The following is a 25,655-nucleotide window of genomic DNA, read 5'->3' on the forward strand; positions in this document are numbered from 1 at the left end:
ACGCACATAGGGGGATTTTACATTGACACAACTTGCATTCTATATCGTCAGCGATGTACACGGCTATCTCTTTCCAACTGACTATCAAGACAAGACACAACGATTACCGATGGGGCTCTTGCATACCAAAGCCATCATAGAAGAAGATAGTGCACAGTACAAAAACACGATTCGTATAGATAATGGCGACTTTCTTCAAGGATCGCCTATCGGACATTATCTTGCGAAAGAAAGAGAATCTGCAGAACAGCTGGCGGCGATTTATAATCAATTCGTTTTTGACTTAGGTGTAATCGGAAATCATGAGTTTAATTTCGGCTTAAATTATCTCAAAGACACACTAGCAGATTTAGATTATCCAGTCTTATCTGCGAACATTTTAGAAAACGGCGAACCCTTCACTGGTCATGGTGTCACGTATTTACAAAGAGAGGGATTAACGATTGGCGTGATTGGTTTAACTACACAATATATCCCGCATTGGGAGAAAGCAGAATACATTGAAGGTCTGACATTTGAAAGTGCTGAAAGCACATTGGCACAGTGGCTGCCTGAAGTCAGAGCCAAATCTGATATTGTAGCAGTATGTTACCACGGCGGGTTTGAAAGAGATTTAGAAAGCGGTGCGCCTACGGAAGCCTTAACTGGAGAAAATGAAGGTTATGCATTACTCGACCGCTTCCACACCGACATCGACCTCTTAATCACCGGCCACCAGCATCGTGAAATCGCACAAGTCATTCACGGTGTCCCAGTCATCCAGCCTGGTTCTAAAGGCAATACTGTCGGCAAAATTGTCTTAGACTACCATGATCAAGGTGTGCATCATGCGACTGCACAGCTTTTAACTGATGATAATCCTGATAAAGCTGTACTGACAGATGAGCTTCAGCAATTCAGCGATTATATTGAACAATGGCTAGATGCCCCAATCACTTTATTATCTGAAGATATGGTCGTTGAAGATCAATTTAAAGCATGCACTGCACCGCATCCATACCTTAACTTCTTGAATTACATCTTAATGGAAGCAAGCAATGCTCCGATTGCGGCATCTGCCTTATTTGATTTATCACGCGGCTTTAAAGGCGAAGTCACAATGCGGGATGTCTTAAACAACTATCCGTTCCCTAATACATTCAATGTACTGAAACTCAGCGGACAAGATATTAAAGATGCTTTGGAACAAACAGCTGAATACTTTGAAGTACAAGACCAAGAAGTCATTGTGAACCCTGAATATGTTGAACCCAAGCCTCAGCATTACAATTATGATATTTGGTCAGGTATTGCCTATACTATCAAAGCAGGCAATCCTAAAGGCGAACGTATTACACGTTTGACCCATCAAGGACAGCCGATTGCTATGCATCAAACTTATGAAGTCGTACTGAATAATTACCGTGCTGTCGGCGGCGGCAACTATCCAATGTTCAGTGAAGATAAAATCATCAAATCGATTCCGACTGAAGGTGCACAGCTGATTATTGATTACTTGCAAGCACATCCTGAATTGGATATTCCGAATGTGACAGATTTCAAAGTTGAAGTATAGATTACATTAAAGACAAACACAGCCCCGCATTCAATACGGAGGCTGTGTTTCATTCTTATATCAAAATTTTTATGCTGCTTCTGATAAACTGTCGACTAATTCTTTCACTGCTTTTGCATAGTTGTATTTTTCTTCTAAGAGTTTGTATGAAAGTTCATTCACACTTTTATCGACATGCGGTACTTGTGAGTCTTTGTCATAGATTTTGTTAGCTTTGTCCGCAAGCTGGTTGTATTTATCTGCAGAAACTTCTTTCGTTTCGCCGTCTTTATGATATTTTCCATACTTCACAGCGTCGAACTTAGGCATATCTTCTGCTTTTAGATCAAACCCTTGTCCTTGAAGCATCGCATAGCCTTTAGCTACTGTATCCACTTCATTCGTTGAACGATCAATCGTGCTCTTTAAGTGATCATACGCTTTTTCATTTAAAATTTTCTTCGCTTTGCTTTTCTCTAAGTTGCTCATTTGTGTTCCTAATGCCACATATGAATTGGTAAATTCATTCAATGCATGTTTTGCAAATGATTCTTTATCTAAGCCTTCTGCTTTTGAAATTTTGTGCAAGTTATCATAAGACTGTGTATAGATATCTGTGATGTTGCTGACATTTTGGTAGATCTTCTTGTTATCTTTATTATCTAATGCATCTTTGTTGAAGTCTTCTTTATACTTTTTAAAGTCTGATTTGATTTGTTTATTCGCTTTGTCTGTAGCACTGATGATTTTCTTATGGTCCTCAGGGTTATCTGTACCTGCTTTATCTACTTTGTCTACATTTTTTGCGAGTTTATCAATGTATAGGTTGGTTTGCTTTTTAAACTCTTTCTCTTTGTCCTCTTGGCTTTGACATCCGGCTAAAATAATAAATAATGCGGACGTAAATTATTATTAAAATCAAAGATTTTATTTGATAAAGTAAAATTTTTATTTCTTAATCAACAGTGGTCACCTGAACAAATTGCAAACCGATTGAAAAGTGAAGGGTTTCACCTGGCTATTAGTTATAATACTATTTACCGTGCTATTTATTTAGGCCTATTTGATCCGCCTAAATTAAGTCACGGTAACCGTGGATGTATTAGATTGTTAAGGCATAGAGGTAAGACTAGACACACTAAAAGTCATCAAGAAAATAGAGGTAGAATTAGAATAAGTTATTCAATACATGATCGACCTCAAATCATTAATGATAGAGAACGAATCGGAGATTGGGAAGCCGATACTGTTATGGGAAAAACTGGAAAATCTTGTCTTGTTACATTAGTAGATCGTAAAACCGGCTATTTACTTTGTGGTAAAGTACCTAAAAAGAAATCTGAGTTTGTGAAACAGAAAATCGTAGATTTACTTGGCACCTTACCAAACAATAAACGATTATCTATTACACCAGATAGAGGTAAAGAGTTTTCTAAACATCCAGAAATTACGTCAGAGTTAGATAACATTCCATTTTATTTTCCTGATCCTCATTCCCCTTGGCAACGTGGAACTAATGAAAATACAAATGGATTGATTAGAGAATATATAGCCAAAGGTATTGATATTGATAACATTACAGAAGAACAAATAGAACACTATGTTTATAAGTTGAATACACGTCCTCGTAAACGATTTGATTGGAAAACACCAGCAGAGCTTTTCAATGATAAGGTGTTGCACTTAATTTGACAATTGAAGATTTAAAAAGCAGCATATTAGTCTAATGTTCTGAGTTTTGAACAATAGAGTCTGGGACAAAAATAGATGTCTCAGACTCTTTTTCGTTTAGGCAGTAGATGACTGAATAGAAAATGTAAAGTCCCACTGCTTTAAAGAACTACTACTTCTATTTATGAAAATTAGTAGTTCTTATGCATAAAAATGCTAGTAGACTTATACATGCGCTTCAGCTCTGAAAACTTTTCAATCCTAGTCATCCTACTTTTGTTAATAAAATTAAGCCTCACCTCAAAAAAGCCAGCGAAATAAATTTCGTTGGCTTTAAATATGATGTTTATTCAACTTGTGCTTATTTTATTATTAAATTGTGTTAAATTAGTCTTTAACTTCAAGATCAACATCATTAATGTCAATGCCTAATGCTTTAGCTACACCTTTACCATATTCACTATCCGCTTTATAACAATGACGAATATGACGGTGTTGTACTTCTAATGTTGTACCTTGCATTTCATTCGCTGTATTTTCAAAAATACGCTCTTGCTGTTCTTTAGATTGTAATCTGAATAAACGTCCTGGCTGTTCGAAGTAGTTATCGTCATCTTCACGGAAATCATATTCGTAAGCTTCGCCTTCTACTTTTAATCCAGGTTTTTTAAATTCAGGTTGATCTTCAAATGCACCTTCACTGTTTGGATAATAGTGCGTACTACCACCTTGATTGTTATCCAGAATTCTCATTTGACCATCTCTACTAAATGGACAGATATTTTCAATCCCTACACCTTTAGGTTGGTTTACTGGAATTTGCCAATGGTTCACACCTAATCTATAACGTTGTGCATCACCATATGAGAATAAACGTCCTTGTAACATTCTATCTGGAGAGAAGTCAATACCAGGTACAATGTTAGTTGGTGCAAATGCTGCTTGTTCTACATCTTGGAAATAGTTATCTGGATTGCGATTAAGTTCCCATTCTCCAACTTCGATTAGTGGATAGTCGCCTTTATACCATACTTTAGTTAAGTCAAAAGGATTATCTTTATGATTTCTTGCTTGTTCTTCAGTCATTACTTGGATATACGTTTTCCATTTTGGATAATCTTTATTTTCAATTGCTTCGAATAAATCTCTTTGTGAAGATTCTCTATCTTCTGCAATTGTTCGTGCCGCTTCATCCGGTTGTAAGTTTTCAATACCTTGTTGTGTTCTATGATGGAATTTAACCCAAACACGTTCACCTTTATCATTGTACATTGAGTACGTATGTGAACCAAAGCCATGCATATTTCTAAAGCCTTTTGGAATACCACGATCTGTCATCAAGATTGTTACTTGATGTAAAGCTTCTGGTAATGATGTCCAAAAGTCCCAATTGTTTTGAGCACTACGCATATTTGTTCTAGGATCTCGTTTAATTGCGTGGTTTAAACTTGCGAATAATTTCGGATCTCTAAAGAAGAATACTGGTGTGTTATTACCAACTAAGTCCCAGTTACCTTCATCCGTATAGAATTTCAATGCAAAACCACGAATATCACGTTCTGCATCAGCTGCACCACGTTCACCAGCTACTGTTGAAAAACGTGCGAACATTTCTGTTTGTTTACCTACTTCAGAGAAAATACTTGCTGAAGTATATTGTGTAATATCATTTGTTACCGTAAAAGTACCAAAAGCACCTGAACCCTTAGCGTGCATACGGCGCTCCGGAATCACTTCTCTATCGAAGTGTGCCATTTGTTCTAAAAAGTACCAATCTTGCATTAATAACGGTCCTCTTGGACCCGCTGTCATACTGTTCTCTCTATCTGAGACTGGCGCACCGAAAAGGCTTGTCAATTTTTTATTATTGCTCATTTTACTTCCCCCTTACTTCATCTAGATAATAATAATTATTATCTAGTATTTATTTTAATGTATCCTCCACGTAAAAGCAAACATTGGCTCACTAATTTTAATGACAATTTTCGCAATATTTAAACATTTTGTAATTATTACTCACAAAAAGCATTGCTTGTATTCAGTAAAAGCATTAAAATGTATTGTATATATAAAATTTCAATCGAATATAGGAGACTTTTTATGGCACAAAACAATATGAATCGCGGTCTAAATTCTCGTCATATTTCAATGATTGCAATTGGTGGTGCCATTGGTACTGGACTTTTTGTTGCAACTGGGAATGTCATTTCTCAAGCAGGACCTGGTGGCGCTATATTAGCTTATTTAATTATTGGAATTATGTTGTATTTCTTAATGTCATCAATCGGGGAGCTAGCAACTTTCTATCCTGTTTCTGGATCGTTTAGTTCTTATTCTACAAGGTTTGTAGATAAATCATTAGGATTTACCATGGGGTGGCTATATTGGGCAATATGGCTACTTGTAACGAGCGTTGATATTATTATTTCTTCAAGTGTACTTTATTACTGGGATACTTTTCAATTTTTCAGTCCTGTCACATGGAGCATTATATTCTTATGCTTACTGTTCTTATTAAATATATTTTCTGTTAAAGCATTCGGTGAAACAGAATTTTGGTTATCTCTCATCAAAGTTGTAACCATCATCGTGTTTATTCTCATTGGTGTATTAACGATTGTAGGAATATTAGGTGGGAAAACTTATGGATTATCGAATTACACAACTGGTGAGGCACCATTTGTTGGTGGTATTTCAGGTTTTCTAGGCGTCCTCTTGGTAGCAGGCTTTTCAGTTGGAGGTACGGAAGTCGTTGCTGTTACTGCAGGCGAATCTTCTAACCCTGATCGCTCAATGCCAAAAGCTATCAGACAAGTTTTCTGGAGAATTTTACTCTTTTATGTATTATCAATCGCAGTTATATCAGCAATTATCCCTTATACAGACCCAATGTTATTGAATAAAAACGAATCGGTTTCTCAAAGCCCTTTTACCATTGTGTTTGATCGTGTTGGCATTGCATTTGCAGCTTCAGTAATAAATGCAGTTATTTTAACTTCTTTATTATCAGCAGCTAATTCTGGGATTTATACTACAAGTAGAATGTTATTCTCTATGGCAGAAGATAGACAAGCACCTAAGTTCTTATCTAAATTAAACAAGACTACAAAATTACCAATGACTGCATTAATTGCTACATTTGTAATTGTATTGTTCATCATAATACTAGCGCAATTCAAATCAGATATAGTGTTCTCGTTATTAAATATTATAGGATCACTCGTTATTGTGATTTGGGCGTCTAGTATCTTATCACAAATTAGGTTACGCTCTGCTATTAAGAAACAAAATAAAGATCCAAATGAAGTGTTGCCTTACAAAGCACCGTTTTATCCATTTGGACCAATTATTGTCATTATAGCGTTATTATTCTTATTTGTTGGTAACTCGTTAGATGCTGCTTTATCTGGAGATTTTGCCGCACTATTTAGAAATTTAGCACCTATGATTATTTTATTTGTAATTTATATCGTTCACAAATTTATTAAGAAAACTAAAATCGTCAAACTCAGTGAGATGGATTTGAAGAGACACGATTATAATTAAAATTAAAACATCGGAATAAACTGTTATGTGTTTATTCCGATGTTTTTTAATTTGCTAACAATTTAATTATAGAAGTAAGGATATTTTCACTGGTCAAGAAGTGTAGTATAATAACATATAATAATGACTTAACCTAGAGGTGGAAACTATGGTTGGACAAACGAATTTATTTGATGACATATTAGAGACTGAAGAACGTTTCGTTATAGTTGTGCAATCACTTGAGGAAAAGCATCAACGCTTAATCAAACGCACACTAAGAGAATACAGTAGTTTAGAGCATTCACAAATGGAAAGCCTCTTTGAACATTTAAAAGACCTATTTTTAGAAGAAACATTTGAGGAGGATCAGTCCGCATTTTCAATCACTGTTTATACAAACCTAGATTATGCTGCAGACCATGTCTATGCACATGTAAAACGACATCGAGGTAAAAATGAATGGACACATACTGCAAAATAAATACATCTATTAAAAAAGAGGTTAGGACTTTTATTTAAAGTTCTAACCTCTTTTTTAATAACTACTACAAATCGTAATTTCAGTGCGCATACAAACAAATAATTACAAAAACGATATTAATACATTAAACGCTTTAACTTTTATAAAATCTGTCTCAATGTATGTGGAATGCCATTGTCACTATTGCTCAATGTAATTTCATCAGCAACTGCTTTCACCTGGTCATTGGCATTGCCCATAGCAACAGCATGACCGACCACTTGCAGCATAGAAATATCGTTTGAACTATCTCCGAATGCAACTACTTCAGATAATGCAATATCTAATTTTTTAGATAAATCTGTTACTGCATTACCTTTAGAAACACCCTGTGCCATAAATTCTAAGAAATACGGCTTACTTGTTGTCACATCTATATCTTCATTAAAGTGACCAGCTAAGTCAGTGTTAAGTTTTGAGATAGTTGATACATAATCTACACCCATTACTTTAGGCACGTCATCCTGGATGAAATCCTTTAAATCATTTACATGTTCCATAGGTAACCCAGTTAATTCCGATTCTATATTCATATATTCATGTTCACCTTCGTAAACAATATGACCATCTTCATATGTTAAAATGAATAAATTATTTTTGCGACAATAATCCACAATTAAATCGAAATTTTCCTTAGTTACCGTTCGACTTTTTTCTACACTTTCAGTATTCACATTGACAGTTTTACCACCATTATAGCTAATTACATAACTTTGATATGTATCAAATTTTAATTTTTTAGCAGTTGGTAACATGCCTTCAGTAGGTCTACCAGATGCTAATACGACTTTATATCCTTGTTTTTGTATATCTAATAAATAAGATTCTGTCTCTGGACTCATTTGATTTTCATTATTCATCAATGTGTCATCCATGTCCATGACTACCATTTTATACTTACCCATGTTGCTAATCTCCCTTCAACGTCTATATTCTATATTACAACAGATTATTAACGTTGGTACAATACTTTAGTCGTTACACCTGTTTCATTGATTGTAACAAGTTCTGATCTACAATCTTTAAATTCACGCTTTAGTGCACGTACTAATTCGCCGCTTCGTTCAGGTGCTATTAATGTGAGTACTGTTGGGCCGGCACCACTAATTACTGTTGCGTATGCTAGATGTTGTTTCGCAATACCTTTAATTGTTTGAAATTCTGGAATCAAATGTTGTCTATAAGGTTCATGGAAACCGTCTTGTTCCATCATTTTTCCAGCTAATTCATAATTATGTTGAATTAATGCACTAATCATCGTATTACTAATTGCACTATTTTGAACTGCCTTTTCATGAGAAAATGTATCAGGTAATGCGTTTCTTGCATCAATTGTTTTTAATTTATAACTTGGTATCGTTATAATAATATCAACTTTAGGTGTATCAATGTAGGAGACATCTGTAACTTTTGTATCACCGTTATAATAACCAAGCACAAGACCACCATAAATTGTTGGCGCTACATTATCTGGATGCCCTTCAAAATCCGTCGCAAGTTGTAATAGTTCATATTTAGATAGTTCAATATCTCCAAAGTAGTTAGCGATATACAATGCACCCACTAAAGCCGAAGCAGATGAACCTAATCCTCTTGCTAAAGGAATTTCACTTCTCATTTCTACATTTAAATTTGGCAATTCAACTTCATATGTTTCAGCAACTTTTTGTGCGATTTGGTAAATGTAGTGGCTCTCATCATTAGGCAGTTCATCTACATTAGGTCCAATATGATTAAAAGACCATTGATCTTCATCGTTCACAGTAACGTCTAAATATAAGAATTTATTTAAAGCCATTCCTATAGAATCAAATCCGACACCTAAGTTAGCTGTAGATGCCGGAATTTTTAAATGTAACGCTTCTTTCATGCTATAGTGCCCCTTTGATGTAATCTAAAATACTCTGTCTATCATTTGGTAATGGTTTAATTGGATTATCTAATAGTGAAATGGCTGTATCAGGGTCTTTCAGTCCATTACCTGTTAGAACTGCAACAACTTTTTTGCCTTGAGGCAATTTACCAGCGCGATGTAATTTTATCAATCCTGCAATTGATGCATTACTTGCTGGTTCACTAAATACACCTTCATTGCGAGCCATTAATTGGTATGCTTCTAAAATTTCTTCATCTGTCACACTATCAATATAACCATTTGATTCTTCTAGTGCATTCGTCGCTTTATCCCAACTTGCTGGATTACCAATTCTAATTGCTGTTGCCACTGTATCAGGATTTTTAACAACTTTATTTTGAACGATAGGAGAGGCACCTTCTGCTTGAAAACCATACATGTTAGGCAATTGAGTGCCATTTTTATCACTATATTCTTTAAAACCTTTCCAATATGCAGAAATATTTCCTGCATTACCAACCGGTATAGAGAGTATATCAGGCGCCGAACCACCCAATTGTTGAATAACTTCAAATGCGCCAGTTTTTTGACCTTCAAGTCGATAAGGATTGACTGAATTAACTAATGCGATTTCTCCATTTTTTGCAACTTCTTGCACGATTTCTAATGCTTCATCAAAATTACCTTCGATTGAAACAATTTCTGCGCCATACATAACAGCTTGTGATAATTTACCTAGTGCAATCTTACCTTCAGGAATTACTACGATTGCTTTTAAGCCAGCTCGAGCAGCGTATGCAGCTGCAGATGCTGACGTATTACCTGTCGATGCACAGATTACGATTTTTTTCCCTTCTTCTTTGGCTTTGGCCATCGCCATAACCATACCTCTGTCTTTAAAAGAGCCTGTAGGATTCGCACCTTCATATTTCACATGGAGTTCAATGCCTAATTTTTCAGACATCCGTTCACAATATATGAGTGGCGTATGTCCTTCATTTAATGTTAGTGATGGTGTTGCTTCATTTACAGGTAAATATGTTTTAAATTCTTCAACTAAACCTTGCCAGTTTTTCATAGTTATTAAACTCCTTCTACTGGATAAATTTTCTTAACGATATATCCAGATTCTGTGATGGATGCTTCAGGATTTTCATCTATACCAACAATTACAACACCAACCGTATGAGCATCTCGCTCAGTTACGGCCAATGATTTATGAAACGGTAATTGACCTTTAAGTAACGTTTCAACTTTATTTACTTCTTCACCATCAGTTTGAACTACAACATAATAACTTTCTTTCTCTTTAAGTGAAACAGTTTCTGATTCATCCATCAGTTCTTTGGTTTTTTCAGTTTTTAATTCAAAGTGAGGCGGTAATGTATGCAAGTTAGTTTCAAAATTCAATGTGACATTTAATAAATCACTGACTACAGCACTACCAGTTGCTAAACTGCCTGCACCTTTTCCGTAAAACATTGTTTCTCCAACAGCATCGCCAATAACATAAATTGCATTAAATTCATCTTCTACCGCTGCAAGTTGGTGCGCTTTATTAATGAACGTCGGTGCAACTGAAGCTTGTACCTGTCCATTTTCATATGTTCCTTTACCGATTAATTTAATTTTGTAACCTAATTGATCTGCAACTTGAATGTCTTCAGATTCAACATCACTGATACCACGTCTATCGACATCATTTAAATTAATAACCTGGTTAAATGATAAATAAGAAGTAATGACCACTTTTCTTGCCGCATCAATACCTTCTACATCATCTGTAGGATCTGCTTCTGCAAAACCTAATGCTTTAGCCTCGTCTAAGGCAGCTTCAAAACTTGTTTGCTCTTTAGTCATTTTACTTAAAATAAAATTAGACGTACCATTCAGTATGCCCATAAATTTGCTAATGTTGTTTGCATTCAACCCATTATTTATAGCATTTACAATAGGAATACCACCTGCAACACTTGCTTCATATTTCAACGCAACATCATTTTCTTGCGCTAAATCTTCTAATACATTTAAATGGACTGCTAATAAGTCTTTATTTGCTGTTACGACGTGTTTCTTCTGACTTAATGCACGTTTTAGCCAATCCACAGTTGGTTCAATACCACCCATAACTTCTACAATGATATCAATTGAATCATCATTTAATATTTCATCAATATCTTCTGTTAAATGATAACTCGACACATTTATTGGTCTTTGTCTTGATTTATCTCTAACTAAAATGTGTCGAATATTGATATCTTTATTCATTGTTTCTTTAATTTGTTCTCTATTCTCTTCTATAATTTTAACTACACCAGAACCTACAGTTCCTAAACCAAGTAAGGCTACGTTTAATTCTCTCATAACTTCATTCCTCCGTTGTTCTTCTTAAAAATACAATTGTACAGTTGAAAAATACTTGAATATGGTATAGTATAAATTCATTCATTATTTTTGTAAAGGTTCAATATTTAATCGTATATCTATCGTATCACTCCCGTGATAAAAACTAAACAAAATTTTCTGATTTTTTAGAAAGGTTGGTATTTACAATGAAAGTAGCTAAATTTGGAGGAAGTTCTGTTTCTAATGCAGAACAGATTAAAAAAGTATTAAATATCGTAAATTCAGATGTTGATCGGAAAATTATCATCGTATCAGCACCGGGTAAACGTCACAGCGAAGATGTAAAAACAACGGACTTACTAATTCGTTTGTATGAAAAAGTGATTGATAGATTAGATTACACGTCTAAAAAGAAAGAAATCATTCAAAGATACGCAGATATCATAGATGAATTAAACATGGATTATCATTTACTAACTTCAATTGATGAAACATTAGAGTCATACATTGCTATATTAAAAGATAAACCTTCTCGTTTATTAGACGCATTACTATCCTGTGGAGAAGATTTTAATGCGCAACTCATTGCAGAATATAACAATAGCCAAGGTATTCCTACAAGATATGTATCTCCTGGTGAGGCAGGCATTCAAGTTACTGATTTACCACAAAATGCACAAATCTTAGAGCAATCTTATAATACGCTATATAAATTACGTGAATATAATGAAAAACTCATAATTCCTGGATTCTTTGGGGTTTCACGACAAAATTATATTGTTACATTTCCAAGAGGTGGCTCTGACATCACAGGTGCTATAGTAGCTAGAGGTGTACGGGCAGACTTATATGAAAATTTCACTGATGTCTCTGGTATTTTTAGAGCAAATCCTACGATTGTTAAAAATCCTGAAGTCATCGATGAAATTACCTATCGAGAAATGCGTGAACTTTCTTATGCTGGATTTGGAGTGTTTCACGATGAAGCTTTACAACCTTTACACAAAGATAGAATTCCAGTTGTCATAAAAAATACAAATAGACCTGATGATATTGGTACATATATTCGCCATGATAGAGAAATAAATTCTAATAACATTGTCAGTGGTATTAGTTGTGATAAAGGGTTTACAGTTTTAAACATTAAAAAATATTTAATGAATAGACAAGTTGGTTTTACAAGAAAAATATTAGCTGTCTTAGAGGATTATGGTATTTCATTTGATCATATGCCATCAGGTATAGATAATATTAGTATTATTATGCGCTCCAAAGAAATCCAAAATAGAGAAGAACAAGTCTTAAATGACATTCGAAAAAATTGCGATGTTGATGAGTTAAGTGTGGAACATGATTTAGCTATCTTAATGATTGTTGGTGAAGGTATGCATAGAATTGTCGGTACTGCAAATACAATTACGCACGCGTTAGCTGAATCGAATATCAATTTAAAAATGATGAATCAAGGGGCATCAGAGATATCAATCATGTTTGGTATACATGTCTCTGATGCCGATAAAGCAGTCAAATCCACTTATGAATATTGTTATAATGGCATATGTTTAAAATCTTAAGTAGCTTTTATTATCGTTATATAAATCAAAAGATACTTAAAGTAGTTTTAATGATATGATTGAAGTCATACAAATTCAAACTCGCTTTAAATAATATTTCATAAATCAAGCCAAACAAAAATCCTTCAAATTCATTGTATCTGTTGGTTAAACTTTCCAATGATTTGAAGGATTTTATATGGCTTTTTTCTCTGATATAAGCACTTGATTAATTCTTTCATCGCCCACTACTAAACGTAGTATTACAAATTGATAATAACTCAATGAATCTATAACAATTCTATAATTTGGTAATTGATGATAATCAATAGGATCTAATAATTCATACATTAAAACGATTTCTGGCTTAATATAGTCTACATCCCATTTAATAGAGTGAAAATAAATATTTTTTTCTGGCAATCGAATATTATGATTCCATCTAAACATCCATTCTTCATCTTCAACATCATAGACAATGATAGTCATAATTAATTTTTCACCATCAAATATTTCTGCATGTGTAATATTTTCGAAATTTAATTCGTCATAATTAGATGATGCGTGATTGGTATCGTGGAGCACCTTACGATTGTCATTAGGAATATATTTTAAGACCTCACCTAAAAATTTTCTTTCAACGCTGATATCAACTTTACCATTCAGGTTAAATTCGTCACGTAAAAATAGTTGTTTGGCAACTTCACCATTAAATTTAAATAAGTTAGGTACATTTTCATTTAAAGATTTTACAATGTCTTTAACTTTTTCATTATTTTCATTATCCAAAAGTGCACCTCCTATAAAAGTAAGCGTTTCCAATAATACATATTATATAATTTGTATGCGCATTTTTCAATGCATTAAGCGCAAAAATGTGAAATAAAGCACAAATAATTTTAAAAATCACCAATTTCTATGTATTGCCCATTTGAATCTCCAATAATAGGATCTGGTCTATTCATTAGGAGCACACTATGAGTACAGTTCTTTATCGTATTTTGTATTTCTGCTATTGCAGGTACGGTTTGATATAACTTATCTTCATTCATAAAAGGTGCTGAAACAAAATAAAAGCGAATTTGGTATTTTGAAAAGGTTTCTAATACACCTTTGCCTAGTATCACATGACTAGCACTATCAACCATACCATTTGGAATGATTATATTAAAATCTGTATATTTTGATACATACCTTATAATATCTGTAGAATAACTTATTACTGATATTTTTATATTTGCTTTATATAGTTCATCTATCATTTTATAAGCAAACGGATGATTATCAAATGCAATAATATCGTCCCACTGGATCGTTTCTATGATATGTTCAAAATATTGTTTTATATTGCTCAACTTGCTATTCACCTTCTTCATTGAAAGATATTGTGCGTAATTCATTATAACTGTTTAATGACTTGAATTATACAAATTCCACAACAGTTTTAAAGAACCAATAAAATTAATTTAGTAATATTACATCAAAATATTGCTTTTGTAAGTAATGGTCTTTCTATTGTAATAGCACTAATATACTAATTTAAAATTATAGAATTTGTGCTAAACTAAATAAAAGCGTAAAATAAGATATAATAAAAAATTAAATAAGATTAGGATGATACATATGTTTTTCCCGTTAATATTAATTGTAATTATAATACTATTAATTGTTATTGTAATAATTGACCATCGAGTAATGCAAAATAAACTTGAAACTGAAACGTATTCAAAAGATCAATTAGTTACAAAAATAAGTACAGTAACTCGAGAAAATACACAATTAAAAAATCAAATGCTGAATATAGATGGAAACAATGATACGCACCATCATGGTTTAAGAAAAGCGAAGCAAGATTTAAATAGTATCTTAAATCAATATAAAAACGAAGGTGTCATTCAACATTTTGATATTATAGCTACTGGTAACTTAGCTGTAAAACATCCCCTTTTTGAGTACGCTAGAACTTTCGATTATGTTGTAATTACAGAAAAAGGCATTTTTAATATCAATGTTAAAAATTGGAAGCAAAAAACATTTTATCATTTCACTGCAGATACAACAAACAGCAATGAATCTAAAGTGAATGATAATATAGCCCAAACTGTAGGACGTTATATTGCTAATCAATTTCATAGTCAGTTTCAATCAACACGTTCGACAACGTATACATTCATTGAACGTATTAAAAATAATTCTGTAACCTATGATTTTTATAATTATGATCCTTTTGAACAATCATCTATCAATACACAGGCTTTAGAGGCTAAGATATATGAGAAACTCAATCAACAAATCAAGAATATTGGACTTGTTTATTTCACTGATGGTAGCGTAAATATTATTGACGGCCCGTCTACAAGAGGTGATTACGTTGAAACAGTCTCATCTAAATCTTCCTTACAACAAATTATTGGAGATACTGTTCAATCAACAGATCAGGCATTGACTAAAGAGCAATATGATAAATTAGTAGCACGTTTTTATTAAATTAATATACTATATAGGAAAGAAGAGTCTGGGACAAAAATAGATGTCTCAGACTCTTCAAACTTTAGCTAAAGCCTCCGTCTTTGTGGGCAGTTTTTTGTGCACGCTTTCCGTGGACACAGCCTTAGCCTGTAGTCTTCGGCCAGTGCTTTTCCACAGGAGTCGGCCCAAATTACTGCCAATACGTTATGAAAAATATAATATTATAAAGCCGAGACATTAATATACGTCTCGGCTTTTTTTTCACATTATAAATTCAAAGTTTAACTCCAAATATTTAATTTTTTCTCTTTAGCAATGTCTTCAGACTTTTCAAAGGCTTCTCTATATTTTCCATTTGGAGAATAATATTTTTCTCTAGCTAAGCCTTGTTTGACTAATTGCTCATTATACATTGTCTTATCATCAAGCCAAACATAAGCTAATGTTCTACCGTATCGGTCTTCTTTTTCTTTATCGTACTCTAAATACACGTCTTTATTTGTTAAATGCTTTTTAGTATAATCAGAAGCCTCTTTCCCATAAGGTTGTACCGGCGTATTGGGTTTAACTGTTTCGGGCGTATCAACGCCAATCAGTCTAACTTTCAATTGCTCATTATTGTCATTTTCAGCAACGAATGTATCTCCATCTACAACACGTGACACATGAACTTTTTCAGAATCATGTGGTCCTGTTGACGTATCTGCACCATTATTTTGAAATGGTCCTGTTTGATTAATATATTGAAAAGCTAATACACCTAACACTACTACGATAACGACTAAACTAGTCATTTTTTTCTTAGATTTCACTGTTGCACCCACTTCTTTTAAATATTCCAAATTATCATATAGAAAAAGCAAACTATCGTCAAGACCACATTATACACTAACTCATAAATTAGCTGATGTTTTAAATAACATGATATTGTTTATCTATGTAAATAACTCGTGCTATAATAATCTTGAATAGGAGTGAACAAATTGAGCATTTTCAAAGAAAACATGATAACGATTATTGCAGTTGTCATTGCCGTCATCGTAGGTCTAATCTTACAAAACCAATTTCAACTACCGCTAATGGTTTCTGCCGTTGTAGCAGTTTTATTAGGCATATTAATCGGATTTATCATTTTCATTATCCAATCTATCGCATCCAAAAATAAACGTAAATAATAAAAACTGCCGTTATAGACTTATCGGCAGTTTTATTATTTAATTTGAACCATACAACATATTTAGCAAGTGCTAAATCATTTAAATCCATCCTTTATTTCTAGCAATATTCCATGCTTCAAATCGATTTTCGGCATCAAGTTTATCAATAATCGTAGATGTATAATTTCTAATTGTTCCATAAGATAAAAAGAGATGCTTGGAAATCTCTTTACTCGTATGGCCCTCACCTATCTCTCTTAAAACCAATTGTTCTTTAGGTGTTAATGGATTTTTTTCTTTAAATAGCGACGTCATCAGTGCTTCACTATATTCTTTTTCGTTATTCAATACTTTATAAATCGTTGTGACTAATTCATCTATAGAGCGTTCTTTCAATACATAAGCATCTACATCGTTTGCTACCGCTGATTCAAAATAACCGGGTCTCTTGAATGTTGTAACTATAATTACTTTCACATCAAGTTGTTGTTCTTTAATATTTCTCAATATTTCTAAACCTGTCATGCCAGGCATTTCAATATCTAAGATAGCAACCTGTGGTTGTCTTACTTTAATTAATTCATACGCTTCTTTTCCGTTACCTGAACTTCCAACTACTTCTAACTGTTCATTTAAATTAATAAGCTGAACCATTGCTTCTCTTAACATCGTTTGATCTTCTGCTAGTATGATATTTATCATCATGCGTCACCTCGAGATATTTTAATGGATATACATAAGCCATGATTCGATTGTATTTCAATCGATCCATTCATAAGGGCTACACGTTCTTTAATACTCTTCAAATCATGCTCTTTTAAATCATCCATACCAATCCCATTGTCAATAATAGTCAATGTAATATCATTTTGTGTCTCTGTTAATGAACCAGTTACCGATGTTGCATGAGCATGTTTCAACACATTATTAATTGCCTCTCTCAAAATCATCGCCAAAATAGCTTGTTTAGCTGGACTAATACCTTTTGCTAGTTCGGCATTAAAAAATTCAAAATTTAAATTTGCATTTTTTAACAACGTTTCCATCGAAGCTACTTCTTCTTCAAATGACTGTATTTTCAAATCATTGACGATACTGCGAACTTTATTTAATGATTCCTTAGATATATTGTTAACTTCAATCATTTGTAATTTTGCTTTTTCTGAATCGCTATCAATCAGTTTGATTGCTAGTTCTGATTTTATGCTTGAACTTGCAAAAACATGACCTAACGTATCATGTAAGTCTTGTCCAATGCGATTTCGTTCTTGTTCGGCAATGAGTACATTGATATGCTTATTCTTTTCTTCCAGTGCATTTTTCATTTTTATTGTTTCACTCTGTTTGAAGTTTCCAACCGTTATAAGTAATATAGCGATATGCATGACTGCTATAAAGCCTAAACTTAGCGGATCTGCGACATAAATTAAAATAAAATTAATAAGCATGACAACAATGAAAATTAAAAAGGCTATAGATTTCATTTTCACTTTCAATACATATGGTAAAATAAATGAACTAAAGAAAAAGAATAAACTCGTCGCTGGCCCGACACTATAAACTAAATAAGTGATACCAATATAATGTAAAATTAGAAAAGTATATATCATTTTCGTTGATAACACTTCCGTAAATATGGCCAAAGCAGTATATGAAATTGTAAAAATAATAAATATAATAACATACATCCAATATGGCCCTTTTAAGTCAAATGTAAACAATGGTATCACTGCAAATATGAGATATACTAAACTCGATAAATCAATTACATTGACTTTCAATCTTTTAATCATATATCCACGTCTCTTCTCTTTTGAATAATAAGTGCAACTACTAAAAAGAGTATACTATAACCAACTAAAACAAAAAGTGATAAATAGTCTAGCGTCCCTCCTTTACCAATTTCATAAGCGACTTGCTTCAAATGGTAAGTCGGTGTGACATAAGCAATCTTGCGCATCCATTCAGGAAATTGACTTACAGGAAACCATAGACCGCCAAGAATAGCTAAACTTAAATACAAAATATTACCAATACTACTTGCTTTTTGAATTTCATTGATTTGTGATATCAATACCCCAACAGATAAAAAAGTACTCGCCCCAATCCATAATATTAAACCGGAAAGTAACCAATCTGAAGTTGACATTTCAACACCTTTCATAAAGTGTGCGACAATAAAAATAAGTAAGATGGCTAAAATAAATTGGAACATCATTTTAAAGACTTTAGCCATATAATATTGATGTGACTGTAGTGGTGTACGCATTAAATTTTTATACCAACCTGTCGTCTTTTCATTAATTAAATCTATCGGGAATTGCATTAAACAAAAACTCGATAAACTAAATGCCGTCATACTATACATATATTCTTTATAAAATGGTTTTTTCGCTTCTTCAGGCAAATCCAGTATAGATGTAAATAATAAATATAAAGCAAGTGGTACCAGTATAGATAGCACCAAATACACTTTCTTTCTAAATAATAATTGAATTTCTGTCTTTAAGTAATAAGTTAACATACTACTTCACCTCTTCTTTATTAAATACGGTTTCTAACAGACTTGCTTTATTGATCTCTATTTCATTCAAATCGACATGTATCGAAATGAGATATTCAATGATCATTTGTACATCTGTCGTAGTTATCCGTATTTTATGATTCTCTAATGTATATTCGAAGTGCTTACTAGATAAATTCGTTTCAACTTTGTCTTGGTATTTGCTTGGTAAACTAATGATTGATGTATGTTGACGTGTTCTTATCGTTTCCGGATTGTCATTTAAAATCACACGTCCTTTTTCCAAAACAATTACTCGGTCAGCCATACGCTCTACTTCTTCTATATAATGGGAGGTGTAAAATATCGTTACCCCGTCGTCCTTCAGCTTCGTTACAACTTCCCAAAAATGGCCACGCATTTGTACATCCATGGCACTCGTCGGTTCATCTAAAAATATACATTGGGGTTTACCTATAAGTGCGAGTGCAAAATCAAGAATCCGCTTTTGCCCACCCGATAATTTATTAGCATATTGATTTAATTGACTTTCATTAAAAAGTGTAATTTCACTAAACTCTTTTAAAGTAATGGCATCCGTATATAAATGAGCAAACAGTTGGTAAAGTTCCTTTACTTTTATTAAATCTGGAAAATTTGTTTTTTGAAACATAATCCCTAAATTCTTAGAATCCAATAATTGTGCCGTATCTAGTATTTCGGCTTTATTTGCATGTCGATCACCTATAATCATGTCTATAAGCGTAGATTTACCAGCGCAATTCGGTCCTATTAATGCAGTACAATGACCTTCATTTATATCAAACGTCACATCATCAACTACTTTTACTCGTTTATAAGTTTTAGTTAAATGTTTTATTTTAATCATTTTATACACTCCTTTCATTTCCTACTTTAAGTATGACGAATCTAATAGAAAGACAGTAGTGAATATTGTCATAAATTACATATGACAAATGTCATTAAGTAAAATGAATATTATGAAATTATAAAGTTTACATAATATTATTATAGTTGTTTATATATTAGCTTTGGCACAAAAAAATACTGCGCAGAAAGAAATTAATCTTTCTACGCAGTATTTTCAATTAATGATATGCCATTTAAATATCTTTTGTAAATGTTAAAAATGCATGAAATTCTTGCTCGTTAGCTGAAAATGTACGTTCTTCAACTTCACGTACAGTAGAATTTAATAATTTATAACCAGATATTTCGTCTGTTTTTAAATAGTTATTAATTTCTTTTTCTAAATCATCTAGTGAAAGTGCTTTTAATGTTACTAATTTTACTTCTTGCATGATTCCATCCCCTTATGATAAGTAAATTTTATTAAGTATATTATACTATAGGTTTATATTGCACACAAATTTTAAAGGTAATTAGTCAATCTTCTTCCCATTAATAAGTCAAAGTTGACTGATAAATTCGCTTGTTCTACAATTAAAGTTCACTAAACATGAGTGAGGTGATTATCTTCTTTAAGTCAAAAGAAGTGCGTGCGTTTATTATATACATTTTAGTAAGTCTTACATTAATCGTCTTATATTTAATACCATTTTCGCACGCAATATTTGGTTAAACATTAGTTTCATCACTAATGTTTAAAGATAGAATGGCTCGTTAACTTTTACGAGTGCATTCTATCTTTTTTATTAAATCTGATAAATCTAATATAGCTTGAATAACTCAAATATTTGATCATTTTTTATTATTCTTATTGATACATACAAATTGGTAACACACTGTGTGTATTGGTTAATTACATGCTTTAAAAAAAGCGATACAGTTTTATAATTATTTTATTTTTATGACCATCTATAACTCGCTAAAGGTATAGTTGGTTATTTTTAATGAGTGGGCGCAAAAAAGCAACCCAATCTATTCATAAAGAATAAATGGATTGCTTATATTCCTAGTGTTTAACCCCTTTGTTTAGCACCTAGTAAAGCTTGATGTATTGTTCTCTTTCCCATTCAGAAACTTGAGTTCTGTAGTAATCCCACTCAATTGATTTAGAGTTAATAAATTGGTGATAGATGTGATTACCAAGTGCTTGTTTGATTGGTTCGTTGTCTCTCATTGCTTTAATTGCAGTATATAAAGTTGAAGGTAAATCTTGTATACCAACCGCTTCACGTTCTTCACGGTTCATTTCATAGATATTTTGATTCACTGGTTCTGGTACTTCAAGTTTATTTTTAATACCATCTAAGCCAGCTTGTAATATTGCTGCTAATGCTAAGTAAGGATTGGCAGCCGGGTCTACTGAACGCACCTCAACACGTGTTGATAGTCCACGAGATGATGGCACACGAATTAATGGTGAACGGTTCTTACCACTCCATGCAATATAACACGGTGCTTCATAGCCAGGAACAAGACGTTTATATGAGTTAACTAATGGATTACATACGCCTGTAAATCCACGTGCATTTTTTAAGATACCTGCTACGAAATGGAAAGCATCTTTAGTCATTTGCATATCACCATCTGGATCAAAGAACGCATTCTCTTTACCTTTGAATAATGACATATTAAAATGCATACCGCTTCCGTTAACGCCAAATAATGGTTTTGGCATAAATGTTGCATGTAAGTTATGTTGACGCGCAATTGTTTTAACTACAAGCTTAAATGTTTGAATATTATCACATGCTGTAATTGCATCTGCATATTTGAAATCAATTTCATGTTGTCCAGGTGCAACTTCATGGTGACTCGCTTCAATATCAAAGCCCATATCTTCTAATTCTAATACAATATCACGACGACAATTTTCACCTAAATCCGTTGGTGCAAGGTCAAAGTAACCACCATCATCATTTAATTCTAATGTTGGCTCTCCTTTTTCATCTAATTTGAATAAGAAGAATTCTGGTTCAGGTCCTAAGTTCAATTCAGAAAAACCTAATTCTCTCATATCATTTAAGACACGTTTTAAGTTTGCACGTGGATCCCCTTCAAATGGTGTACCATCTGTTTTGTAAATATCACAAATAAGTCGTGCAACTTTTCCTTGACCAGCAGTCCATGGGAAAATAACCCAAGTATCTAAATCTGGATATAAGTACATATCAGATTCTTCAATACGTACGAACCCTTCAATTGAAGATCCGTCAAACATCATTTCGTTATCTAATACTTTCTCTAATTGACTTACTGGTACTTCAACGTTTTTAATAACGCCTAATATATCTGTAAATTGTAGTCGTAAGTATCTTACATTTTCCTCTTTAGCAAACTTATGAATATCTTCTTTTGTAAATGAACGTTTTGGCATAATATATGTCCCCCGTATTTTTATTTAATAAAACGTGATAAGTCACCACGATTTATTGGAATTGCTTCTCGCTCTGGTTTCTGTGTAGCTTCAACTATCATTTGTTTTCTTGTCTCTTGTTCATCATCAGTAAGGTGATCTTGTTCATCATTAATAATTTGTTTAATACCTTTAATATTGAACCCTTTTTCAATTAACTTCTTAATTTCAAGTAAGCGTTCTAAATCATTTAATGAAAAAAGTCTTTTGTTTCCTTCTGATCGTTGTGGCTTAACGAGTTCATGTGTTTCATAATAACGAATTTGCCTAGCAGACAATTCACTTAATTTTGTTACAACACTCATAGGGAAAACGGGCATACTTCGTCGTAATGTATCATTTGACTTCAATCCGATCACCTCTACTTTTGAACTTGTAATAAATTTAGCATAATAATCAGATTAATTCAAAGATATGTAAGGTTTTCTAACATGAAGTTCTCATCCCTTGATATGACTACTTTCATCTGTTAATTCGTCGCCTTAAATCTATAATTATTAGAAAATTCCTTAAATTTATTCAAAAAAATCCATATGTGGGATTATAAATTAAAATAGCATGTATATACTATCTCTTTTTACAAAACATATATGGAAGTTCATTCAAAAATCAAATCAATTGTTGTGATTTTAGATTTCTCGCTGCTCTTGAGACAGCTAATTTTACGTGTTCATATGTTAATCCGCCTTGAACATAGGCTTCAAATGGCGGTCTAATTGGCCCATCAGCAGAAAGTTCAATAGAAGATCCTTGTACAAATGTCCCTGCCGCCATGATTACATCGTCTTCATATCCTGGCATATAAGCTGGCTCAGGACTGAAATGTGCATTAATGGGAGAGGCTTGTTGTATACTTTGACAAAACTGAATCATTTGTTCTTTATTCTCAAAAGAAACCGTTTGAATTAAATCTGTTCGCGCTTCATCGTATCTTGGACTTGTTCGCATATCCATCTTCTCTAGAAGAAGACTTGTAAATAAAGCCCCTTTCAAACTTTGACTAACAACATGTGGTGCCAAAAAGAACCCTTGATACATTTCTTGTAACGAATTGAGTGATGCACCTGCTTCTTTACCTATACCAGGCGCAGTTAGACGATAACCACAACGTGCAATTAAATCTTTTTTTCCTGCAATATAACCGCCGATTTTTGCTAAACCGCCACCTGGATTTTTAATTAATGAGCCTGCAATTAAATCCGCTCCACATTCAATAGGTTCACGTTCTTCTACAAATTCACCATAGCAATTATCGACAAAAATAATGATTTCTGGATATTGCGCCTTAATTTGTTGTATGGCCTTTTCGATTAAATTTAAATTGATAGAAGGACGTTGGTCATAGCCTTTGGAACGTTGGATAGCGATGACTTTTGTTCGACTATGAATTTGTTGCATTACCGTTTCTATATCTATATCACCATGTTTCAAATCCACTTTATTATATTGGACACCATGTTCTTTAAGACTTTCAATACCATTGCCATTGATACCAATGACCTCTAATAAAGTATCATAAGGATTGCCAGTGATATATAATAACTCATCACCATGTTTCAAAGTACTTTGCAGCGCAATCGTGATTGCATGTGTACCAGAGATGATTTGAGGTCTAACTAAAGCATCTTCTGCTTTAAACGTGTGTGCATAAATTTCTTCAAGATGATCTCTACCAAAATCATCATACCCGTAACCTGTCGTCCCTTGTAAATCACTTTCAGTAGCTTTCACTTCATGAAACGCGTTAAGTACTTTTTCCTGATTAACAAAGGCGGTTTCTTCTATTGCTTTAAAATATGGCGCTAATGTAGCCTCTGTGTCCGCAATCAGTTGTTTCATCTCTTCCATTTTCATAACTTCCTTCTATTCTTTTTTGTATCCTTTAACTTGATAATTAGCATTTATCTCGTCAAATACTAATTCTGATATCAACGTATGTTGTTTTAAAAAGTATAAGCGATCTGCATTTGCACTCGGTACACTTTCTTCATAATAAGTAAGCACTTGTTTAATTTGATTAAATAACAATGATTTTACTTTCTCTATATCTTTTTCATCTTTACTAGAAACAAACACATGAGGTTTGTTTGTAGCTGGTAATGAGCCATCATGCAAATCTTTCTTGTTAAAAATGATGGCCTGAGGTATTTGTCCCATATCTAAATCATTTACAATTTGATTAACGGTATCATATTGCGCGCGATATTCAGGATGACTACTATCGACAACATGTAATAATAAATCTGCATTTTTTGCTTCTTCTAAAGTTGATTTAAAAGCCGCTATAAGTGTTGTTGGTAGTTTTTGAATAAATCCTACTGTATCTGAAATGATGAGATTAAAGCCGTCGTTTATCTGTATCTGTCTCGTTTTGGGATCAAGTGTGGCGAAAAGCAGTTTTTTTTCATAAGTAGATTCCTTTGCTAATGCATTAAACCAAGACGATTTCCCAGCATTAGTATAACCCACCAATGCTACTTGAAATACATGATTTTGTTCTCTTTTATTACGATAGCGTTCACGGTGTTCTACTACCGTTTCTAATTGGTGTTTAATCTCATTCATTCTCGTTCTGATGTGTCTACGGTCCATTTCTAATTTCGTTTCACCAGGACCTCTTGTTCCGATGCCGCCACCTAGTCGAGACAAACTTCGGCCATGACCCTGCAATCTGGGCATAAGATAATCTAATTGCGCTAATTCTACTTGTAGTTTACCTTCTTTACTACGTGCGCGTAGAGCAAATATTTCTAATATAAGCTGCGTTCTATCAATTATTTTGACGTTTAAATTACCATTTAAAGTTTTGGATTGTGCAGTTGTAAGCTCATCATTGGCTACAACAACGTCTATGTCATGAAATTCAACATATGCTTTAATTTCATCCAATTTACCTTTACCAACATAAAATTTATTGTCTACGTTAGTTCTATTTTGGCTAAACTGTGCTTTTACGTTTAATTGGCATGTCTGAGATAAAGACGATAATTCTTCCATTGTTGACTCAAAGTTAAAGTCTTCATCCGTTTGAGCATGTACTCCAACTAATATTGCTGTTTCTAAACTCTGTTCCGTTGTATATGTTTGTTGTTGGGTCATAACATGCACCTCTTTTCAAAGTATTCTTTGCCATTCTATCATAGTGCCAAAATAAAGACTATAAACTTAAATTATGT

Annotated in this window: 24 protein-coding genes and 1 pseudogene; 7 read left to right on the forward strand and 18 right to left on the reverse strand. The window is 33.2% G+C overall.

Translation table 11 applies throughout. The features are described from left to right. The first annotated feature begins 22 nt into the window (after positions 1 to 22). Positions 23 to 1,555 carry a bifunctional metallophosphatase/5'-nucleotidase gene (locus SSP_RS07255; RefSeq protein ID WP_011303200.1) on the forward strand — a complete coding sequence of 511 codons (1,533 nt, stop codon included), beginning with the start codon at positions 23 to 25 and terminating at the stop codon, positions 1,553 to 1,555. A 69-nt stretch (positions 1,556 to 1,624) separates the two neighbouring features. Here the strand turns inward: SSP_RS07255 and SSP_RS07260 are convergent, their stop codons facing one another. Beyond that, positions 1,625 to 2,122, reverse strand: a complete 498-nt coding sequence (locus SSP_RS07260) for a hypothetical protein (protein ID WP_011303201.1) — start codon at positions 2,120 to 2,122, stop codon at positions 1,625 to 1,627. A gap of 318 nt (positions 2,123 to 2,440) precedes the next feature. Between SSP_RS07260 and SSP_RS07265 the strand changes: the two are divergent. Continuing rightward, positions 2,441 to 3,226 (forward strand): annotated as a pseudogene (locus SSP_RS07265) (IS30 family transposase); the annotation flags it as partial. Positions 3,227 to 3,592: 366 nt separating this feature from the next. Here the strand turns inward: SSP_RS07265 and SSP_RS07270 are convergent. Beyond that, on the reverse strand, positions 3,593 to 5,080 hold the full coding sequence (locus tag SSP_RS07270; protein WP_011303203.1) for a catalase: 1,488 nt from the start codon (positions 5,078 to 5,080) through the stop codon (positions 3,593 to 3,595). Positions 5,081 to 5,305: 225 nt separating this feature from the next. Here SSP_RS07270 and SSP_RS07275 point away from each other — a divergent pair, with 225 nt between their 5' ends. Further along, positions 5,306 to 6,751, forward strand: coding sequence for an amino acid permease (locus SSP_RS07275; RefSeq protein WP_011303204.1), 1,446 nt, complete (start codon positions 5,306 to 5,308; stop codon positions 6,749 to 6,751). A gap of 148 nt (positions 6,752 to 6,899) precedes the next feature. After that, on the forward strand, positions 6,900 to 7,214 hold the full coding sequence (locus SSP_RS07280; protein WP_011303205.1) for a hypothetical protein: 315 nt from the start codon (positions 6,900 to 6,902) through the stop codon (positions 7,212 to 7,214). A 140-nt stretch (positions 7,215 to 7,354) separates the two neighbouring features. Here SSP_RS07280 and SSP_RS07285 read toward each other — a convergent pair whose 3' ends face one another. The 4 genes from SSP_RS07285 to SSP_RS07300 are packed head-to-tail and all read right to left on the reverse strand — an operon-like array spanning position 7,355 to position 11,472. Next, entirely contained in the window at positions 7,355 to 8,158 is an 804-nt protein-coding gene (locus SSP_RS07285) for a Cof-type HAD-IIB family hydrolase (protein ID WP_011303206.1), read from the reverse strand. A gap of 47 nt (positions 8,159 to 8,205) precedes the next feature. Continuing rightward, the gene (thrB, locus tag SSP_RS07290; RefSeq protein ID WP_002483395.1) at positions 8,206 to 9,123 is read right to left on the reverse strand and encodes a homoserine kinase; all 918 of its coding nucleotides are present in this window, start codon (positions 9,121 to 9,123) and stop codon (positions 8,206 to 8,208) included. A 1-nt stretch (position 9,124) separates the two neighbouring features. After that, positions 9,125 to 10,186, reverse strand: coding sequence for a threonine synthase (thrC, locus tag SSP_RS07295; RefSeq protein WP_011303207.1), 1,062 nt, complete (start codon positions 10,184 to 10,186; stop codon positions 9,125 to 9,127). Between the two features lie 5 nt (positions 10,187 to 10,191). Then, positions 10,192 to 11,472, reverse strand: a complete 1,281-nt coding sequence (locus SSP_RS07300) for a homoserine dehydrogenase (RefSeq protein WP_011303208.1) — start codon at positions 11,470 to 11,472, stop codon at positions 10,192 to 10,194. Between the two features lie 188 nt (positions 11,473 to 11,660). Here SSP_RS07300 and SSP_RS07305 point away from each other — a divergent pair, with 188 nt between their 5' ends. After that, positions 11,661 to 13,028 carry an aspartate kinase gene (locus SSP_RS07305; RefSeq protein WP_011303209.1) on the forward strand — a complete coding sequence of 456 codons (1,368 nt, stop codon included), beginning with the start codon at positions 11,661 to 11,663 and terminating at the stop codon, positions 13,026 to 13,028. A gap of 174 nt (positions 13,029 to 13,202) precedes the next feature. Here the strand turns inward: SSP_RS07305 and SSP_RS07310 are convergent, their stop codons facing one another. Both SSP_RS07310 and SSP_RS07315 read right to left on the reverse strand, forming a co-directional pair. Continuing rightward, on the reverse strand, positions 13,203 to 13,796 hold the full coding sequence (locus SSP_RS07310; protein ID WP_011303210.1) for a hypothetical protein: 594 nt from the start codon (positions 13,794 to 13,796) through the stop codon (positions 13,203 to 13,205). Positions 13,797 to 13,906: 110 nt separating this feature from the next. Further along, a complete protein-coding gene (locus SSP_RS07315) occupies positions 13,907 to 14,407 on the reverse strand; it encodes a hypothetical protein (RefSeq protein ID WP_002483400.1) in 501 nt (166 codons plus the stop codon). A gap of 223 nt (positions 14,408 to 14,630) precedes the next feature. Here SSP_RS07315 and SSP_RS07320 point away from each other — a divergent pair, with 223 nt between their 5' ends. Next, a complete protein-coding gene (locus SSP_RS07320; protein WP_011303212.1) occupies positions 14,631 to 15,494 on the forward strand; it encodes an NERD domain-containing protein in 864 nt (287 codons plus the stop codon). A gap of 263 nt (positions 15,495 to 15,757) precedes the next feature. On the opposite strand, the gene nucI is transcribed toward SSP_RS07320, so the two are convergent. Next, positions 15,758 to 16,288, reverse strand: a complete 531-nt coding sequence (gene nucI / locus SSP_RS07325) for a thermonuclease NucI (protein ID WP_011303214.1) — start codon at positions 16,286 to 16,288, stop codon at positions 15,758 to 15,760. Between the two features lie 171 nt (positions 16,289 to 16,459). On the opposite strand from nucI, the gene SSP_RS07330 reads away from it, so the two are divergent. Further along, on the forward strand, positions 16,460 to 16,651 hold the full coding sequence (locus tag SSP_RS07330) for a hypothetical protein (protein WP_011303215.1): 192 nt from the start codon (positions 16,460 to 16,462) through the stop codon (positions 16,649 to 16,651). 81 nt (positions 16,652 to 16,732) lie between these two features. Here SSP_RS07330 and SSP_RS07335 read toward each other — a convergent pair whose 3' ends face one another. The 9 genes from SSP_RS07335 to hflX form a co-directional block, all read right to left on the reverse strand. Beyond that, positions 16,733 to 17,335, reverse strand: a complete 603-nt coding sequence (locus tag SSP_RS07335) for a response regulator transcription factor (RefSeq protein ID WP_037538489.1) — start codon at positions 17,333 to 17,335, stop codon at positions 16,733 to 16,735. After that, positions 17,335 to 18,426: a sensor histidine kinase gene (locus tag SSP_RS07340; protein ID WP_011303216.1), complete on the reverse strand. Its 1,092-nt coding sequence runs from the start codon at positions 18,424 to 18,426 to the stop codon at positions 17,335 to 17,337. The genes SSP_RS07335 and SSP_RS07340 overlap by 1 nt, the downstream gene beginning before the upstream one ends. Next, positions 18,423 to 19,157: an ABC transporter permease gene (locus tag SSP_RS07345; protein WP_011303217.1), complete on the reverse strand. Its 735-nt coding sequence runs from the start codon at positions 19,155 to 19,157 to the stop codon at positions 18,423 to 18,425. Before SSP_RS07345 ends, SSP_RS07340 begins: the two co-directional genes overlap by 4 nt. 1 nt (position 19,158) lies before the next feature. After that, a complete protein-coding gene (locus tag SSP_RS07350; protein WP_011303218.1) occupies positions 19,159 to 20,025 on the reverse strand; it encodes an ABC transporter ATP-binding protein in 867 nt (288 codons plus the stop codon). Positions 20,026 to 20,260: 235 nt separating this feature from the next. Next, the gene (locus SSP_RS07355) at positions 20,261 to 20,458 is read right to left on the reverse strand and encodes a hypothetical protein (RefSeq protein WP_002483408.1); all 198 of its coding nucleotides are present in this window, start codon (positions 20,456 to 20,458) and stop codon (positions 20,261 to 20,263) included. Positions 20,459 to 21,099: 641 nt separating this feature from the next. Next, positions 21,100 to 22,440, reverse strand: a complete 1,341-nt coding sequence (glnA, locus tag SSP_RS07360) for a type I glutamate--ammonia ligase (RefSeq protein ID WP_011303219.1) — start codon at positions 22,438 to 22,440, stop codon at positions 21,100 to 21,102. Between the two features lie 20 nt (positions 22,441 to 22,460). Beyond that, positions 22,461 to 22,829 carry a MerR family transcriptional regulator gene (locus SSP_RS07365; protein ID WP_011303220.1) on the reverse strand — a complete coding sequence of 123 codons (369 nt, stop codon included), beginning with the start codon at positions 22,827 to 22,829 and terminating at the stop codon, positions 22,461 to 22,463. A 259-nt stretch (positions 22,830 to 23,088) separates the two neighbouring features. After that, positions 23,089 to 24,327 (reverse strand): aminotransferase class I/II-fold pyridoxal phosphate-dependent enzyme, encoded by a 1,239-nt coding sequence (locus tag SSP_RS07370; RefSeq protein WP_011303221.1) that lies wholly within the window; start codon positions 24,325 to 24,327, stop codon positions 23,089 to 23,091. 15 nt (positions 24,328 to 24,342) lie between these two features. Further along, positions 24,343 to 25,578, reverse strand: coding sequence for a GTPase HflX (gene hflX, locus SSP_RS07375; protein WP_011303222.1), 1,236 nt, complete (start codon positions 25,576 to 25,578; stop codon positions 24,343 to 24,345). Positions 25,579 to 25,655 lie beyond the last annotated feature (77 nt).

It is taken from the genome of Staphylococcus saprophyticus subsp. saprophyticus ATCC 15305 = NCTC 7292, assembly GCF_000010125.1.
Taxonomy (GTDB): domain Bacteria; phylum Bacillota; class Bacilli; order Staphylococcales; family Staphylococcaceae; genus Staphylococcus; species Staphylococcus saprophyticus.

Excerpts from the sequence above, each read along its gene's own strand:
- SSP_RS07280 (WP_011303205.1), top strand. The coding sequence starts at position 6,900 with ATGGTTGGACAAACGAATTTATTTGATGACATATTAGAGACTGAAGAA.
- SSP_RS07335 (WP_037538489.1), bottom strand. The coding sequence starts at position 17,335 with ATGATAAATATCATACTAGCAGAAGATCAAACGATGTTAAGAGAAGCA.
- glnA (WP_011303219.1), bottom strand. The coding sequence starts at position 22,440 with ATGCCAAAACGTTCATTTACAAAAGAAGATATTCATAAGTTTGCTAAA.
- SSP_RS07355 (WP_002483408.1), bottom strand. The coding sequence starts at position 20,458 with ATGCAAGAAGTAAAATTAGTAACATTAAAAGCACTTTCACTAGATGAT.
- SSP_RS07315 (WP_002483400.1), bottom strand. The coding sequence starts at position 14,407 with ATGAATTACGCACAATATCTTTCAATGAAGAAGGTGAATAGCAAGTTG.
- SSP_RS07285 (WP_011303206.1), bottom strand. The coding sequence starts at position 8,158 with ATGGGTAAGTATAAAATGGTAGTCATGGACATGGATGACACATTGATG.
- SSP_RS07345 (WP_011303217.1), bottom strand. The coding sequence starts at position 19,157 with ATGTTAACTTATTACTTAAAGACAGAAATTCAATTATTATTTAGAAAG.
- SSP_RS07270 (WP_011303203.1), bottom strand. The coding sequence starts at position 5,080 with ATGAGCAATAATAAAAAATTGACAAGCCTTTTCGGTGCGCCAGTCTCA.
- SSP_RS07305 (WP_011303209.1), top strand. The coding sequence starts at position 11,661 with ATGAAAGTAGCTAAATTTGGAGGAAGTTCTGTTTCTAATGCAGAACAG.
- thrC (WP_011303207.1), bottom strand. The coding sequence starts at position 10,186 with ATGAAAAACTGGCAAGGTTTAGTTGAAGAATTTAAAACATATTTACCT.
- SSP_RS07300 (WP_011303208.1), bottom strand. The coding sequence starts at position 11,472 with ATGAGAGAATTAAACGTAGCCTTACTTGGTTTAGGAACTGTAGGTTCT.
- thrB (WP_002483395.1), bottom strand. The coding sequence starts at position 9,123 with ATGAAAGAAGCGTTACATTTAAAAATTCCGGCATCTACAGCTAACTTA.
- SSP_RS07275 (WP_011303204.1), top strand. The coding sequence starts at position 5,306 with ATGGCACAAAACAATATGAATCGCGGTCTAAATTCTCGTCATATTTCA.
- SSP_RS07370 (WP_011303221.1), bottom strand. The coding sequence starts at position 24,327 with ATGGAAGAGATGAAACAACTGATTGCGGACACAGAGGCTACATTAGCG.
- SSP_RS07340 (WP_011303216.1), bottom strand. The coding sequence starts at position 18,426 with ATGATTAAAAGATTGAAAGTCAATGTAATTGATTTATCGAGTTTAGTA.
- SSP_RS07350 (WP_011303218.1), bottom strand. The coding sequence starts at position 20,025 with ATGATTAAAATAAAACATTTAACTAAAACTTATAAACGAGTAAAAGTA.
- hflX (WP_011303222.1), bottom strand. The coding sequence starts at position 25,578 with ATGACCCAACAACAAACATATACAACGGAACAGAGTTTAGAAACAGCA.
- SSP_RS07320 (WP_011303212.1), top strand. The coding sequence starts at position 14,631 with ATGTTTTTCCCGTTAATATTAATTGTAATTATAATACTATTAATTGTT.